This is a genomic window from Pseudomonas sp. TE9122 (assembly GCF_056278925.1).
This window is the reverse complement of the sequence record NZ_JBWBQI010000001.1, coordinates 2,826,453-2,839,366: the sequence shown is the minus strand read 5'-3', so window position 1 is coordinate 2,839,366 and position 12,914 is coordinate 2,826,453. Positions and strand designations below refer to the sequence as shown.

General features: G+C 59.9%; 10 protein-coding genes. 1 reads left to right on the top strand and 9 read right to left on the bottom strand.

Going from position 1 to position 12,914, the window contains the following annotated elements; genetic code table 11:
* Positions 1–5: 5 nt before the first annotated feature.
* The 9 genes from ACZ9BE_RS12730 to ACZ9BE_RS12690 all read right to left on the bottom strand — a co-directional run bounded on the left by ACZ9BE_RS12730 (position 6) and on the right by ACZ9BE_RS12690 (position 10,806).
* Positions 6–1,637 carry a BatD family protein gene (locus ACZ9BE_RS12730; protein ID WP_476249518.1) on the bottom strand — a complete coding sequence of 544 codons (1,632 nt, stop codon included), beginning with the start codon at positions 1,635–1,637 and terminating at the stop codon, positions 6–8.
* The gene (locus ACZ9BE_RS12725) at positions 1,634–3,370 is read right to left on the bottom strand and encodes a tetratricopeptide repeat protein (protein WP_252867732.1); all 1,737 of its coding nucleotides are present in this window, start codon (positions 3,368–3,370) and stop codon (positions 1,634–1,636) included. The genes ACZ9BE_RS12730 and ACZ9BE_RS12725 overlap by 4 nt, the downstream gene beginning before the upstream one ends.
* The gene (locus tag ACZ9BE_RS12720) at positions 3,367–4,446 is read right to left on the bottom strand and encodes a vWA domain-containing protein (protein WP_476249517.1); all 1,080 of its coding nucleotides are present in this window, start codon (positions 4,444–4,446) and stop codon (positions 3,367–3,369) included. The genes ACZ9BE_RS12725 and ACZ9BE_RS12720 overlap by 4 nt, the downstream gene beginning before the upstream one ends.
* Positions 4,439–4,936, bottom strand: coding sequence for a DUF4381 domain-containing protein (locus ACZ9BE_RS12715; RefSeq protein WP_476249516.1), 498 nt, complete (start codon positions 4,934–4,936; stop codon positions 4,439–4,441). Before ACZ9BE_RS12715 ends, ACZ9BE_RS12720 begins: the two co-directional genes overlap by 8 nt.
* Complete coding sequence (locus ACZ9BE_RS12710; RefSeq protein ID WP_016774988.1) at positions 4,933–5,877, bottom strand: DUF58 domain-containing protein; 945 nt, start codon at positions 5,875–5,877, stop codon at positions 4,933–4,935. The genes ACZ9BE_RS12715 and ACZ9BE_RS12710 overlap by 4 nt, the downstream gene beginning before the upstream one ends.
* A 5-nt stretch (positions 5,878–5,882) precedes the next feature.
* Positions 5,883–6,842 (bottom strand): AAA family ATPase, encoded by a 960-nt coding sequence (locus ACZ9BE_RS12705; RefSeq protein WP_007913915.1) that lies wholly within the window; start codon positions 6,840–6,842, stop codon positions 5,883–5,885.
* A gap of 167 nt (positions 6,843–7,009) precedes the next feature.
* Positions 7,010–8,716, bottom strand: coding sequence for an ATP-binding cassette domain-containing protein (locus ACZ9BE_RS12700; RefSeq protein ID WP_252878334.1), 1,707 nt, complete (start codon positions 8,714–8,716; stop codon positions 7,010–7,012).
* A gap of 26 nt (positions 8,717–8,742) precedes the next feature.
* Positions 8,743–9,930 (bottom strand): YcaO-like family protein, encoded by a 1,188-nt coding sequence (locus ACZ9BE_RS12695; RefSeq protein WP_082530321.1) that lies wholly within the window; start codon positions 9,928–9,930, stop codon positions 8,743–8,745.
* Positions 9,931–10,449: 519 nt separating this feature from the next.
* Complete coding sequence (locus ACZ9BE_RS12690; protein WP_252882159.1) at positions 10,450–10,806, bottom strand: hypothetical protein; 357 nt, start codon at positions 10,804–10,806, stop codon at positions 10,450–10,452.
* Between the two features lie 293 nt (positions 10,807–11,099).
* On the opposite strand from ACZ9BE_RS12690, the gene ACZ9BE_RS12685 reads away from it, so the two are divergent.
* Complete coding sequence (locus ACZ9BE_RS12685; protein ID WP_476249515.1) at positions 11,100–12,494, top strand: hypothetical protein; 1,395 nt, start codon at positions 11,100–11,102, stop codon at positions 12,492–12,494.
* Positions 12,495–12,914 lie beyond the last annotated feature (420 nt).

The following is a 12,914-nucleotide window of genomic DNA, read 5'->3' as shown; positions in this document are numbered from 1 at the left end:
TGCTTTTACTTGGGGTAAAGCGGCGGCAATCCACTCTCACTCACCGGATCCTGCACGCGCTCGGCGGCGGGAATAGTACGAATCGCCCGCCACAAATCCTCACCCTGCCAATGCTGCCCGGTCTCGCTGTACAGCGCGCCGTTCAAGCCATCCAACGCATCCGATAACGGCACAAACCGCGCGGCCATGTCTGCCAGTGTCTCCGGCTGCTGCCGCGCCCAGGCGTCCAGTGCCTGGCGGGTGGCGTGGGGGTCGTTGGCTTGGCTGGCGCGTTTGATGTCGTCTAGCAGGGTGCGTGGGCTAGGGCCGGTCTGGGCGGCGCGGTGGATTGCCGGTTGCCAGCGGGCGCGCCACCAGAGGCCGAAGCCGAGCAGGGTGGTGCAGGCGAGGATCAGGGTGCTGAGTTTCCACCACCACAGGGTGTCGTTGTCGGGCGTGCTCGGTTGCAGGGTGCCGGCCGGGGTGTCGATTTGCAGGCTGGGGTTGTTCGCTACTTGCAGGGTGCGCGCGGGCAGGCTGCTGTGTTCGAGGTGGTCTTCGAAGGTGTTCCACCAGACCACGTCGACGGTTGGCAGGTCGATCGCGCCGCTGCGGCTTGGCACCAGGGCTTCGCGTTCTTCGCGGCTGCCGATGATGCCGCGGTCGCTGCTCTGGTTGCCCAGCACCGGTTGGTCGGGGTAGCGGCGCAGGCCGTTGACGTCGGTGGCGGGCAGGGCCGGCAGTTGCGAGCTGGCGAGGCCTTCGACTTTCAGGGTCAGGCTGCGGGTGAGGGAATCGCCGACCTGAGTGTGATCCGGTTCCGGGCTCCAGCTTTCGCTGAGGCTGAGGTTGCGCGCCGGCAGCCATGGTGCATCGACCGGGTAGGTCAGCGGTTTCGGTTTGACCGTCAGCGGAATCGACGCCGAGCTGACGCGCATCAGTTTGCCGGGCTTCGGCCCCGAGGCGTCTGCTGATGGCGCGGTATCGACCAGCGTGGCGCTGAACGTCTGCGGCGCGATGGTCAGCAGGCCGCTGTGTTGCGGATAGATCGCGTAGCGCATCTCGATCACGCCGTGGCGCAGACCGTTGATGTCTTTCTCGTAGGTGCGCGTGTCGCCAAGTTGTTCGATGCGCGCATCGGCAATTTGCAGCGGGCTCAGGCTGCTGTCGTCGTACAGCGAAACCGAGTGGTAGATGCGCAAAGTCAGGATGGCCTGGGCCTGCACGTAGACGCTGGTCTGATCGAGGCTGGCTTCGATGAACACCGGATCGAGGCTGTTGTTGTCTTCGCGGTTGTCGCTGGCGATCACCTGCACGGTGATCGGCTGGCTCTGTGCTTCGCCCAGTTGCAGCGGCGGAATCACTACGCTGCCATTTTCTTTTGGCAGCAGGGTGATGATCCAGCGTGTGGTCGCGCGGTTGTCGCCGTTGAGGGTGTTGAGCTGGTTGACCTGGCGCGTGCCGCGCACTTCGAACAGCGTTTCCAGCGCCGACAGATCGGGCTTGCCGAACTGGGTGACGTCGTCAGTTTCGAGGGTGAGCTCGACCGTCTCGCCGGAGTTCAGGCGACTGCGATCCACGCTGGCGGTCAGCTCGGCCGCATGAGCGGTGGCCGTGCAGATCAGCAGGGGCAGCAAGAGAGCGGTGAAGCGGGTCATCGATTGTTTTCCTGATCCTGATGTTGTTGCTGTTCGTACCAGAATTTGCGCCTGAGCAGTTCGCCCGGGTCGTCCGGGATCTTGCCCAGCCATTGTTCGAGCGCCTGACGCTGCTCGCCTTCGAGGTTGTTCTCGCTCGGGCGCAGGGTCGGCACCGTGTCGGTTTCCTCTTCCTCGTTGCTGCCGGGGATTTCATTGGGGCCTGGCAGCGGCGGGGCGGTCGGAGGCGGTTCGCTGGCCGACTCGGTCGGTTGCGCCTCGCTCTGGGTTTCACTGCTCACCGCCGGAGGGGGCGCGGTGGTGGGCGAAGGCTCATCGCCGGGTAGACTTTGTTCGTTGGGCTGGTTGTCCGGTTCGGGCGGCGGCGGGGCGTTTTTCTGCTTCAGCAGGTTTTCCACCAGCGCCTTGTTGGTCTGCGCCGGACGCAGATCCGGTTGCAGCTCGAGCGCCTGTTCATAGGCGTCGATTGCTGCTTCCAGCTCGCCGCTTTTGGCCAGGGCGTTGCCACGATTGTAGTGGGCGCGGGCATCGCTGCCCTCGGCGAAACGCTGAGCGGCGCCACTGTAGTCGCCGGCCTCGTACAACGCCACCCCTTGCCACTGATGATCATCGAAATGCTGCGCGGCTTCGGCCGGGCGTTTCTGCTTGAGCAGGTGCAAACCTTGCTGGTCGGGGCGCAACCACAAGTCTTCGAAGTCGAAAGCGTAGCTCGGTTGCGGCAGGCACCACAGCAGCGGCAGGCAGAACAGCCAGCCACGGCGCCCGGCACAAGCGGCGAGCAACAGCAGCGGCAACAGCAGCCAATAGCCCTGATCGGCCCACGTATCGAGGCGCACGGTCTGGCCGTCGTCGCGCAGGCTGCGGGGGCCGTTGAGCAGGCCAAGGGCGCCAAGATCAGCCTCGTCAAGACGCGCCGGGTGATACTCACCGCCTACGCTGTTGAGGAAAGTCGCCAGACCGGGGCTGTCGAGTTGCGGCACGCGGATCGCGCCTTGCTCGTCCTTGAGGAAACTGCCGTCCTCCTGGGCAATCGGCGCACCTTCGGCGGTGCCGATGCCGAGCATCAGCAGTTGCGTCGACTCGCCATTGAGCGCACGGCGAATGCCGCGCCGTTCCTCTTCATTGAGCGACGAACCGATCAACAGAATCCGTCCCTGTCCCAGCGCACCTTGCTTGAGCAAGGCCAATGCTTTGCCCACGGCCAGATCGGCGCGGTGGCCGGCTTCCGGCATCAGCGACGGCTTCAGCGCGTCGAGCAGATTGCGGCTGGTCGCCAGATCATCCGACAGCGGCACCAGCGTGTGCGCGCTGCCGGCATAAACGACGATGGCGGTCTGCGCATCGCTGCGCGCCTGCAACAGGTCGAACAGCTTGCGCCGCGCCTGTTCCAGACGCGTCGGTGGAGAGTCGGTGGCGAGCATCTCCGGGGTCAGTTCGAGCACGACTACCAGCGGGTCGGCGGGTTTCTGGCTGGTCTGTTCGACGCGCTCCCAGCTCGGCCCGAGCAAGGCCAGAATGGTCAGCAACCACGCCACGCCTAGGGCGATCCACGGCAGTTTGCTCTGGCGACCGCTGCCGCCACTGAGCAGCGCAGCGTGAAATGCCGGCGGCAGAATCATCTGCCAGCGCCCGGCGCGTTTCTGTCTGTGCCAGAGTTGCCAGAGCAGCCAGCCGAGCAGCGGCAACAGCAGCAGCCACCAAGGGCGGAACCAGTGCGGCCAGAGCGCGATCATCGGCGCCTCCGCAGGCGCAAACGCTGCAAGCGCTCACGCCAGTCCGGCAGCGGACTTTGCAAATACAGTTGTTTGGTAAACAGGCGTTGCAGCGGGTTATCCGGCCACAGTTCGCGGACGACCAGCAACAGACTCAACCACAGCGCCAGCGCCAGCGGCCAGTGATACAAGGCTTGCGCCGGGCGTGCCTGAGTCGGTTGCTGAGTCACCGGTTCGAGCTGATCGAGGGTGTCCTTGATCGCTTGCAGCTCTTTGCCGTCATGGGCGCGGAAGTACTGGCCGCCGGTGATTTCGGCGATGGCCTTGAGTGCCGGCTCATCCAGATCGAGGCTCGGATTGACCCCGAGCAGGCCGGTCGAGCCGCTGTCCTCGGGATTGGCGCCGATGCCGATCGGATAGATTCTGACGCCTTCGCTGGCGGCCAGTTTTGCGGCCGTCAGCGGATTGATTTCGCCGCCGTTGTTGGCGCCGTCGGTGACCAGAATCAGCACGCGACTTTGCGCCGGGCGCAGGCGCAGGCGTTTCAGGGCCAGGCCGATGGCATCGCCGATCGCGGTGTTCTTGCCGGCGATGCCGATCCGCGCCTCGTCGAGCCACACGCGAACGGTGCGCCGGTCAAAGGTCAGTGGCGCTTGCAGGTAGGCCTGGCTGCCGAACAGGATCAGGCCGACGCGGTCGCCGTCGCGGCTTTCAAGGAAATCGCCGAGCAAGTGCTGCACCAGCGACAGGCGACTGACTTCTTCGTCCTGCCATTGCATGTCGGGGAAATCCATCGAACCGGACACGTCCACCGCCACCAGCAGATCACGGCCACTGGCGGCAATCGGCAGCGGTTCGCCGAGCCATTGCGGGCGCGCGGCGGCGATCAGCAAGATCAGCCACAGCAAGATAAACGGCGCCTGCTGCCGCCACGCCGGCAAGTTGGCGCGGGCGCGGCGGCGGGCGAGGCCTTCGAGGTCGGCGAGGAAACTGACTTTCAATGCCGGCTCGCCGCTGTCGGCCACCGGCAGGATCAGACGCATCAGCCACGGCAGCGGCAGCAGCACAAAGATCCAAGGCCAGGCGAACTCAAACATGTTTGCGAATCCACGTGTCGACCGCTTGGGTCAGGCCGACGATGGCTTTGTCGTCGAGTTTGCATTCCGGTTTGTACGCGCCTTCAACCAGCACCATCCAGCGCGTCAGGCCGGCAGCGGGGCAGCGGTTATCGAGGAAGGCCAGCCATTTGCGGCCGTTGAGGGTGTGGCTCTGGCTGTACGGATAGTGGTTGCGGCACAGGCGTTTGAGCAGGCCGTTGAGTTGTTGCAGCCAGGCGCCGGCGGGTGCACCGTCGTAGGGTTTGGGCATTTGCGCCAGTTCGGCGAGTGCGGCGATGCGCACCGGATCCAGCGGCTGCTCGGCGCGCACCACCGGGCGTTTCTTCATCGGAATGAAACGCCGTAGCTTCCACACGGCGAAACCCAGCAGCGGCAACAGCAGAAGCAGCAGCCACCAGCCCGGCGCCGGCGGCCAGAAGGCGATCGGCGGCGGTGAGATCAGCGGTTGCAGTTGTTCGAGGCCGTTCATCGACCTTTCCCCGGACGCTGCGGGTTCAGGAACTCGCGCATCTGCTCGACCATTTCGCTCTGCGTGCTCAGCGGCATCAGCAACACCCGCAGCTTTTGTGCGAGCAGCTCCCAGCGAGCGATGCGCGCTTCGGCCTGGGCGCGGTAGGTCTGGCGCAGGTCGAAGTTCAGCGTGTCGATCTCCAGTTGCGCGCCACGTTCGGCGAAGCGCAGCAGGCCGGCGGCGGGCAGGGCGTGATCGAGTGGATCGGACAGCGGCAACATCAGCAGATCACAATGCCGCGCCAGCAGACTCAATTGCTGCTCGGCGCTGTCGGACAACGCGCGCTCATCGCAAATAACGATGGCCAGACTGCCCGGCCGCAGCACTTCCCGCGCCCGGCGCAAGGCCACGCCGAAGGCATCGCGATCCGGCTCGCGCTCGCTGTGCAGCGATTGATTGACCTTGACCAGCCGGTTGAGCAATTGCAGCAGGCTCTGCTTGCTGCGCCGAGGCTTGATTTCGTAGTGCTCGTTATCGCCGAACACCAGCCCGCCAACGCGGTCGTTGTGCCCCAGCGCGGCCCAGCCAATCAACGCTGCAACCTGCGCCGCCAGCACTGACTTGAACATCAGCCCCGAGCCGAAAAACAGCCGCGTGCTTTGCTCGACCATGATGAAAATCGGCCGCTCGCGTTCTTCATGGAACAGCTTGGTATGCGGCTCCTGCGTGCGCGCAGTGACGCGCCAGTCGATGGTGCGCACGTCGTCGCCAGCCTGATACACCCGCACCTGATCGAAGTCGACGCCACGGCCACGGAATTTCGAGTGATGCAGGCCGATCAGCGGGCTGCGCTGACTCGGCGTGGAAAACAGCTGCACCTCGCGCACGCGGTGACGCATCTCGATCAGCTCGGCGAGGCTGATGCGGATACCGGGTTCGGAGGGCAGGGCGGCGTTCATGGGGGTCAAGCGACGGCGACGACGTCGAGAATCCGCTGCACCACGCGATCCTGATCGATGCCAGCGGCTTCGGCTTCGAACGACAGAATGATGCGGTGGCGCAACACGTCGAACAGCACGGCCTGAATGTCTTCCGGGCTGACGAAATCGCGACCGGCCAGCCAGGCGTGGGCGCGGGCGCAGCGATCGAGGGCGATCGAACCGCGCGGACTCGCGCCGTAAGCGATCCACTCGGCCATTTCCGGGTCGAACTTGGCCGGGTTGCGCGTGGCCATGACCAGTTGCACCAGGTATTCCTCCACGGCGTCGGCCATGTACAAACCAAGGATTTCCTTGCGCGCGGCGAAGATCGCCTGCTGGCTGACCCGACGCTCGGGCTTGGTCTCGCCGTTCAACGCCTCGCCGCGCGCCTGTTGCAGGATGCGCCGTTCGACGGCGGCGTCAGGGAAGCCGATCTTGACGTGCATGAGGAAACGGTCGAGCTGGGCTTCCGGCAGCGGATAGGTGCCTTCCTGTTCGATCGGGTTCTGCGTGGCCATTACCAGAAACAGCGGCGACAGCTCATAGGTGCTGCGCCCGACACTGACCTGGCGCTCGGCCATCGCTTCGAGCAAGGCCGATTGCACCTTGGCCGGCGCACGGTTGATTTCGTCCGCCAGCACAAGGTTGTGAAAGATCGGCCCTTGCTGGAAGACGAAGCTGCCGGTTTCCGGACGGTAGATTTCGGTGCCGGTGATGTCGGCCGGCAGCAGGTCGGGGGTGAACTGAATACGATGGAACTGGGCTTCGATGCCCTCGGCGAGTTCTTTGATCGCTTTGGTCTTGGCCAGACCGGGAGCGCCCTCGACCAGCATGTGGCCGTCGGCGAGCAGGGCGATGAGCAGGCGCTCGATGAGTTTTTCCTGGCCGAGAATCTGCGTTGAAAGAAAGGTTCGCAGCGCCAGCAGCGCTTCACGATGTTCCATCGGTGACTGTTCCTGGAAAGGGGGTGGCCGGGGCGTTCGGATAACGCCGGGGCTGGGGGCGTTACTTTAATCCATCGTGGGGGGCGGCGACTAACGGCATTTGCGCGATTTGTCAGTATCGGCCCTCGTTTGCACTGCGTGGGGCCGTTTCTGGACGTTTTTGCGATTCAGGTCTGCGTGTGCAAGCTGTGCAATATGACCTTGATGGCGGGGCGCTCAAGCAGTTCGAACCATTTGCCTTCATCAACGATGGCGCCTTGCTGCATGACGAGCACGCGGTCAAAACGATGGAGATGTTCAACATCATGGGTGACACATATAAGGCCCTGTCCAGCGAATGTCTTGAATAGCAAATCCCACACTGGTGTAGCGAGTTTCGGTTCAATCGAAGCACTCGGCTCATCAAACAGATTGAATTTGCCCGGTCGATTCAGAAGTCGCAGCAACGAAAGCCGCTTCGCTTCACCTCCGGAGATATTGGTGGCGTTTTCAGCGATGTGACCTCGGCCAATGATTTCATCAAGCTGGAGGCATTGAATTGCCTCGTTCAATGTTTTCGACTGCTCAACACCGAAAAGTACGGACTGTTCAAAACTTCCTTCCAGGAACTGCGGAGACTGGGGGCTGTAACGCACCGTTTCCAGATGAACGCGAGCATTTAAGCGATCTATGCACAGCTCGTCGATGAACAGCCGGGGCCGCACCGAAAAATCCAGTCCTGCCAGCGCTTCGAGTAACGTCGATTTGCCAGCGCCGCTGGGCCCGATGATCGCAACGGATTGGCCCTGTCGGAAGCTGATCTGGCTGGCAATTGATAGCTGCGCAACACCGTTATGGGTGATCTCGCAGGGCTCGAGCCGTAATGTTGATAGGTTATGCAACGCATCAGAGTCATTGCGGCGATCGTTATCGAAGTCAGCAGTTGCAAGTAATTCTTTGAGTCGCCGTTGATCAGCCGAAAATTGATCCAGCACCCGATAGCCTTCGGTCAGCGCCGATACATTCAACAGGAACGTACCAGCAATAGAGGAAATGGCCACCAACTGACCGACGCTGATACTTGCTTGTCCGGACGTCTGATCCATGACTCCCCAAGCCAACAAACCGCCGGTGGACAGGCTGATAAACAAAATCTTCGCCGCGCTCAACAGTCCGCCCGAGCCTGCTACGGTCACCGCAGCATTGGCGTAGCGCTCAAACGCTCGGTTCAAGGGTTGCAGGGCCGTGCGTTCGGCGCGTTCCAGTTTTATGGATTTACCAGCCCTCAAAGTATTGACCAAGGTTGCACTCAGCTCATCCTCCTGGTCATTAACAGCATCGATGTGTTTTCTGCGCCATCGAATGATCCGGTGAGTTGCATAGAGATAACAGCCACCGAGGCCAGCTAGCGCGCAGAAAACCCAGGCTCCGCCCATATACCAGAATGCGCCGGCCACAATAAGAAATTCCAGGCACAGGGGAAAACCCGTAGTGACGAAGAACATCAGCAACTGTTCGTGGGCAGTGATTCCGCGCTCGACCGACTTGATGAAGTGTCCTACTCGCCACGTGCCAAACTGGGAAAAATCCTTGCCCATCAACCGCGCCATCCAATTGATGGAAGCATCCATGACAATTCGCTGGACGAGCTTTGAGAGCAGCAGCGTTTGCAGGGGGGTGGTCATCGACTGAATGCAACCGGCCAGCGTAAAAGCTGCGGTGAAAAAAAGCAGCGTACGCAGCGTTGTGTGATCGGCATCGTTTAGTGAATCGACGATCTTGCCCAATAACAAAGGAGGGGCCAGGGCCAGGATTTTCAGGGTGATGGTCGCGCCTATTGTCATCACCAGCAGGAGTCGATGTTTCTCGCAGGCTGTTCTTATAAATGTCTGCATGAGTATGGGCCTGTGGTCGTTTTGGATCACGCCGTTGGCGTGCTCCTGGTGCCGAGCAAAATGTGCTGAGGAGCTACGGGTTGGCCATTTCTGATTATGTTGAATCGGTCGAGACCCGGGATATAAGTCTGGGTAACTACGTTGGTCCCCGGGTACTCCATGACTGTTCTGAAAAATAGGACTTTGTTCATACCGCTCAGGTTTTTTCGGAGCAAGGCAAGTTGTTCAGGAACAGAGAGTGCAAGCAGGCTTTTTGGCGGCGCCAGGGTATTGAGTTTCAAGTTTTTAACGGGTGCAAAGTCTATCAGCTGTTTCAGTTTCTCGGATTGACAAAGCACATCAAGTACCTTTCGGTCCGCGATTTCATCGTTGGCGTCGTATAAGGCGTTTGATTGGAATTGCTCCGTTACCGCTCTTTGGATGGCGATAAATATGTCCAAAGAACAGCCGGAGCCGATTGCGGATATATGTCGGTCGCCGGGGCCGGTTCGTGGGAATGCAACCGCCAGATAAACTTCTGACTCGTCTTTGATAATGATGATCTGCAAAGCTTCGGCAGCCCGTAGCGCGTATGAGTTGTTGAACAGGGCTTGCGCAAGCAGGGGCGCCGACGGTGAGTAGAGATCTATCGCAGGTATCAGTCTGCAGACGGCCATGAAAAACCGGGACAACAGGTGTCGCTCAATCAGTTCCAGGGTACCGTGCAGCAGTGCTTCTGATTTCGTGCAGCCGAAAGCAGTTCCTGAGTTAGAGGCGTAGCGATTTAAAAAGCGCGTCGGTTGACTCGTTGTTTTACGTTCATCTTTGACCGGATACAGCAGGGCGCATGGCACAAAAAGCCCGGCGCAGCCGTCGAGTGCTGCAAGCTGCAGACACTGTAGAGGCTCGATGTTTTTTCGCAGACTTGTGAAAATGCCGTCCGACTCGACCCCGTTCTGCGAAGCGATGTCACTGCAACCGAGCGTTGTGCAAAATGGCGGCTCGGCGTGAAACATCGCGTAGTGCTCAAGGCTTTCAGCAAGTGCACCTACAAGCGCGTCGGGACCTTTGCCTGCGCCTGATTCAATCAGCGTGTCGTATTCGTTATAGAGTTCGGCAGTAGCGACCAGATTACCGTCATCGACATAGCGCACTCGCGCTTTCAAACCCAGTGTCTGAATAACATTGTTTATTCGGACAAACGCTTCGCTGGATGAAATCTCACGCTCTGACATGGTGAGCCTCGTAGGCTTGAATGCCGAAAGATCGACTTTCGGCATTTTCAGGATTGGCTGATCGGGAGGCCGAGTCAGCGGGTCAGTGAGGCGAAGAAGTCCAGTTCCGTCGCCAGGAAACCTTCAAAGTGGCCCGAGCCATAAGGCAAATCCTCGAAGGTGTTTATTTCAGAACGTTTTCTACCCATTACATATGACTCCATTGAATATCACGTTGTCGGCACTTTTTTGTGCGCCGAGCTTGCATGTTTTTTTGCAAGCGCAACGAGTAATAACAAGGGAGGGGTGGGCCCGCAATCAGACGGCTTCCGATGATTGCGTAGGGCACTTCTTGAGGAGTAGTAGGATCGAGCTTCGTGCTGTTAAACACAGCGGCGTTCTATGCGGAAAATTAGCGCGAATTATGGTTTTCAGGTGTTTAGAGCTTGTAGAGGTATCGATCAGCGTGGAATTAATGACGATGGCATAAGGGGCGATCAAATGCCGTCGTCATTTATCTTGTCATGCGAGCCGAACTGGTTATTCCAGATTAATTACAAAAGTTCCTGTCCCATCGAGAATATTCTTCAAGGTCTCAACAACCTCATCCATATCCACCATATCCGGATTGAAACTGATCTCCAGCACATCATCCCCATTCAACGCATCGGCATCCGTCGCAGCAATCTCGATCTTCAGCAGTTCCGACGTCAGCGTGACCTTCACTCCCTCCAGCGTTGAAGGCTCGCCATCCAGCGTGATCTCCAGCTCATCCTCATCCGGATAACGGCTCATCAGGAACATCTCGCCCTTGTCGCTGTGGCAGCAGAGCATGGCCATGTTGTCTTCTTCGTCGTCGCACGGGTTGACGATCAGTAGGGCGGTGGTCATTTGCATGGGGGAAATCCTGGGCAGTGGCGGCGGTGAATCTGTTCGAAGGCGCGATTTTGCCAGTCTCTGCTCGTTCGCGCTGCCTGCATCGGCAAAAGGTCGCAAAGCAGGACATTTCCGTCGCCCGGTTCCGAATAGCGAGAAGGGAAAATCCGACGCCAGCGTAAGGCAATTACCGGATGCGCTAAATCCACCCGAAATTGCGATTTTTCGCTTGTGATCGCCACCGTTTTGCCGTTAGTTTCGCCGCTCTTGCGCAACGGAGTGCGTTACCAAAACCCAAAAAAAGGACCTTTGCCATGACCCAATATTTCGAACGCGCCGAAGAAATTCGCCACCTGTCTGATGAACAGATCGAGGAGATCTACAAGCGCTATCTGGAAGGTGAGAAAACTTCGCAGCTGATGGAGCAATTCCAGATTCCTTCCAGGGTGCGCAGTCTGCTCAAGGTTTTGCCACCGATTGTCAGTGCAGACCTTACCTGTCCTTACTGTGAACTTCCGATGTGGGTGCGCCGATACGCCAGAGGTACTCCGCTCTCACTGCGGGGTCAGTTCAAATGCGTACGCTGTGAACACCAGCACAGTGTCCCCGGCGCCAATGGCCGCCACACAGCGTGCAACTGCACAGAATGTTTCAAGGTTCGCCAGCAGCAACTGGCCGCCCGGGCAGCGCGGGACCGTCTGGAGTTGCAGGCCAGATATGGCGCGCAACTCCCTGCAGTGCCTTACGCCAATCTGGGCTTTGTGCAAAAGTTGACGTTGCTCGCCTTGCTTGATGATGGCTACGGCGCAAACGTTGAATGGATTGCGCCGTTGAACGCGCCATCCCGAGAAGAGCTGCTTGCCCTGACGTTCGAGGCGCGGGAAGAGTTGCTCAAAAACCTGCACGAAGCCGGGGTGCTGGCGGTTTCCACCGAATCCGATATCAACGCCTTCGATCGCAGCGAGGGCTGCAGTATTCGCGATTACAGCGCCGTGCGCTGGCTGCCCAACGTCACGCTGGATGGATTGGCGCGCTGTACCCGAGAGAATCTGTATCTGGCGCTGTATCAGGAATTGTCGGGCAGCGTAAAGGCGGCCTGGAAGAGCGAAATCTATTCGCTGGTCTTCAGTCTCGCCCGCGAAGAGTCGCTTCAATACATTCGTGTGCTGGCCAGTGAGGTGGATTTCGCCTTCACGGCCGAGGCCCGTGCCGAGGAGGTGGTCGGGCAGTTGCTGCAGGACTTCTCGGTCAGTCAGCTGTATTACTTTGCCCGGCTGGCCGTGAGAAACGCCGCGCATTTCTATGCCACCGGCAATTCCAAGGGGCGCAGTCACGCCTCCAACACCATTTCGCGCAACATGCTGGGCACGGCGCAGGACGCGCTCGCCCGTAACTGGCGCAAGAACGGCCATCGCGATTCGCGAGTACCGCAAACGGCCTTGCAGCGCTTGCTCTACGACGTGGTGCTCAAGGACAGCGGCGCCGGATTCTCCAAATCGCCGGGCATGTACTGGCGCGACGAACTGGTTCCGCAATTCTTCAGCGCCGTAGCGTTCGACAGCGACTTGCTGGGCAATCTGCGCCTGTTCTGCCGCGAATGCGATTCGAGCAACATTGACGCCAGCATGGACAAGCAGATCCTGCAGACGATGTGCTACGACTGCGCCACGGTGAGCAAATTCAGAGCCTTTGAGGAACTGCCGGACTGATCCGCGTCAACCGCTGCCGCTGAACCGGATGCCACGCTCAGGGTCGATAACAGGGCCTTGGGCGTTTTCGTTTCCGGATATGTAACGCTCCCAAGGATTGTCCTGGCACGAAAGTCCCGTGAAACCGGGGTTTCGAACCTGCATTTAAGCTCACGCCTGCTAGTGTTGAAGCAGGCGAAACCCTGCATTTACGTGCCAATGACCGAATATGTCGCAGCACCGCAAGCAGACACATTGTCGCACCCATTAAGCTGCGCAACGGATGAGCACCCGTAAAGGCATTGTCGGCAGCGTTGGCAGTCGCTTTTGCAGATGCTCATTCATGGAAGGTGAATGTGACCTGAGTGTCCCGTCCAGCTTCACCCACCTGTCTCCCTGTTTCCTCTGCCCGAGAATCAGGAACAGGGCGACACCAGCCCC

What these genes read in the sequence shown, in the direction of transcription:
- ACZ9BE_RS12695 (WP_082530321.1), bottom strand. Translation starts at nt 9,930, where the DNA reads ATGTCAGAGCGTGAGATTTCATCCAGCGAAGCGTTTGTCCGAATAAAC.
- ACZ9BE_RS12705 (WP_007913915.1), bottom strand. Translation starts at nt 6,842, where the DNA reads ATGGAACATCGTGAAGCGCTGCTGGCGCTGCGAACCTTTCTTTCAACG.
- ACZ9BE_RS12715 (WP_476249516.1), bottom strand. Translation starts at nt 4,936, where the DNA reads ATGAACGGCCTCGAACAACTGCAACCGCTGATCTCACCGCCGCCGATC.
- ACZ9BE_RS12690 (WP_252882159.1), bottom strand. Translation starts at nt 10,806, where the DNA reads ATGCAAATGACCACCGCCCTACTGATCGTCAACCCGTGCGACGACGAA.
- ACZ9BE_RS12685 (WP_476249515.1), top strand. Translation starts at nt 11,100, where the DNA reads ATGACCCAATATTTCGAACGCGCCGAAGAAATTCGCCACCTGTCTGAT.
- ACZ9BE_RS12730 (WP_476249518.1), bottom strand. Translation starts at nt 1,637, where the DNA reads ATGACCCGCTTCACCGCTCTCTTGCTGCCCCTGCTGATCTGCACGGCC.
- ACZ9BE_RS12710 (WP_016774988.1), bottom strand. Translation starts at nt 5,877, where the DNA reads ATGAACGCCGCCCTGCCCTCCGAACCCGGTATCCGCATCAGCCTCGCC.
- ACZ9BE_RS12725 (WP_252867732.1), bottom strand. Translation starts at nt 3,370, where the DNA reads ATGATCGCGCTCTGGCCGCACTGGTTCCGCCCTTGGTGGCTGCTGCTG.
- ACZ9BE_RS12720 (WP_476249517.1), bottom strand. Translation starts at nt 4,446, where the DNA reads ATGTTTGAGTTCGCCTGGCCTTGGATCTTTGTGCTGCTGCCGCTGCCG.
- ACZ9BE_RS12700 (WP_252878334.1), bottom strand. Translation starts at nt 8,716, where the DNA reads ATGCAGACATTTATAAGAACAGCCTGCGAGAAACATCGACTCCTGCTG.